Origin of the sequence: Rhodococcus sp. BS-15, from assembly GCF_000813105.1 — a bacterium.
In the GTDB taxonomy this organism is placed as follows: Bacteria; Actinomycetota; Actinomycetes; order Mycobacteriales; family Mycobacteriaceae; genus Rhodococcoides.
In genome coordinates this window covers 1-2,205 of sequence record NZ_BAOX01000481.1, presented here as the reverse complement: position 1 = coordinate 2,205, position 2,205 = coordinate 1, and the positions used below count along the sequence as shown (strand labels likewise).

Below are 2,205 nucleotides of genomic sequence, written 5' to 3'. Positions count from 1 at the left end.
GGTCGAGTCCGGATGCGATCCCGGCGTCGTTCAGGGCGATGACCGACCAGTCGAGGCCGTCCTCCGCACCCAGGCTCGACCGGTCGAACGACCCGATCTGCGTGCTGCGCGAGATGTCGGCCGGATCTGGAAGGTAAACCGGTGCGCCGCCGGATCCGGTGGCCTTGTTGGGATTGCAATGGCCTGCGGTGAGATTGACGGCGGCACCGGAGGAGTCGACGGCGTTGAAGCCGAACGAGCAGATACTGATGTCGGTGGCCGGAGCGTCGGCGATGGGTCCCGAGGTGGTGACATAGGTGTCGCCGCCCATCGGAGTCGGGTCGACCGGCTTGTTTCCGCCGGGGGACAGGATGACCTTGATGTTCGCCAGCAGGGTCGGCAGATTCAGCGCGCTGCCGATCGGGCTGTTCGCCAGGTCGATGACGATCTGATTGTCGATGAAGTCGATGGCGGTTCCGTTGATCTGCTCGGAGATCTCGCGGGGGAGGCCTGCGATCCAACTGTTGAGATCTGCCAGCGACTTCTCGAGTCCGTCAGCCGACACGGGCGACTGCGCGGTGGCGTATCCGTCCTTGGCGACGGCCTGTGCCGCAGCAGGCGAGGTGACGGCGACGACGGCATTGCCGTCGGGTCCGATCCAGGCACCGGCGAAATCTGCGGGACGGCTGGCCCGGAAGTCCGATGCGTATGCAGACAGTTCCTGCGCGCGGGCGGCACGATCGAGGTACTCCTGCGGGGAGATCTTCAGATCTCGCTGCACGGCTTCGACGAGCTCGCGGGGAAGCTGATCGGCGGGTGACTGGACGACGGGGTCGGCTGCCGCTGTCCCGGAGAACGAAACAAGAAGAACAAAAGCCGTCGAACACAGCACTGCGGCACGCAGCGCCCCGGTGTTACGCATGAAATCCCTTCATCGGGTGCTTGGCATCAGCGACCCACCATATGGCATCAGGCGCAGAATCCGTGTTCGCGCAGCTCAGGGCTCAGTGACCTCGTCGGGCGTGGTTGTCACCGGAGCTGAGGTCGTGGTGGTGGTCGTTGTCGCGACCGGGGTGGTCGTCACCGGAGTCGTGGTGACCACAGGCGTCGTGGTGGGCACCACGGGTGGAGGGGCGGGTACCGGTGCGGGCGGCGGAACAGGCAGGGGAGCGGGCTCGGGTGCGATGAACGGCTCGTTCGGCGTCTGTTCGACGACTTCGGGAACGAAGACGGGCTCGACGGGGGTGGCGGGGGTGGTCGAGGGTGCGCGCGTCGAGGTGACGATCGGCGAGCCGGCATCGGTGACGGTCGGTGGTGTCGCTGCGGGAGCGTCACCGAAGACTCCGCTCAGTGCTGCGATCGCGAGGACGATGACCACCCCTGCCGCTGCGCCGGCGACGATAGTGGCGATCGTTCGCGAACGTTCGCTGCGTTCCTTCTTCGTCCCTACCGATCCAGCGGCAACGGCCGCAGCGACGGGTGCGTAACCGGTGTTCGACGCGTTCTCGTCGACCGGAACGATCGGCTCGGATCGAAATTCGGAATGGTCGAACACCGGAGCGACCGCAGGAATTGCCTCGGAGAACGCGAGGGACGGCTCGGGTGCGACGACCGGGATGGCGTCGGTGTCGAGGGACTCCGTGCCGTCGTTGCGGGTGACGACCGGCGCGGCCCCGGTCACCAGGGAGTTGCCGTCGACGTCCTCGACCTCGGCGAGCAACAGTGCGCCGCGGGTCGCAGCGAGCGGCTCGACGAGCACTCGGCCCGACGAGCGTTTACCGATGTCGGTCGCTACCGACGGGAGTGCAGCGCTGCCGCCGGTGAGTATCACGGTGCCGGTCCCTGGCACGTCGAGCCGGCCGATCAACGGCGTGACGAGGTCTGCGAACTCGGCTCGTGTCACCGTTGTGGACTGCGAGACACCGGGGAGGTCGACCGAGATCGTGGCGACGTCGGCCGTGCTCAGGGTCTGCTTGGCCGCCTCGCACGAGGCGACGACGCCTGCGAGGGCCGACAGGACTGCCGCGTCGGACAGGTCGATGTGCTCGCGATCGGTCACCACGTGATCGAAGAGTGCGTCGGTGAAGGCGTCGCCGCCGACGTCGGTGCTGCGCGCCGTCCCACCTCCGGGATAGGTGGAGATGTCGGTGCCGGTGGCTCCGATGTCGACCACCGTGACCGCCGCCCCCGGGCTCGGCTGCGCGAACGCGCTGGCCGCTTTGGCGT

Annotated in this window: 2 protein-coding genes; both read right to left on the bottom strand. The window is 67.5% G+C overall.

Annotated elements, in window-relative coordinates; translation table 11 throughout:
- Window positions 1–901 (bottom strand): protease (locus RHBS_RS27120; RefSeq protein WP_187298662.1); only part of this gene is annotated, 901 nt, incomplete at its 3' end.
- Between the two features lie 75 nt (window positions 902–976).
- On the bottom strand, window positions 977–2,205 hold a 1,229-nt coding region (locus tag RHBS_RS27115), incomplete at its 5' end, for an Hsp70 family protein (RefSeq protein WP_145977643.1).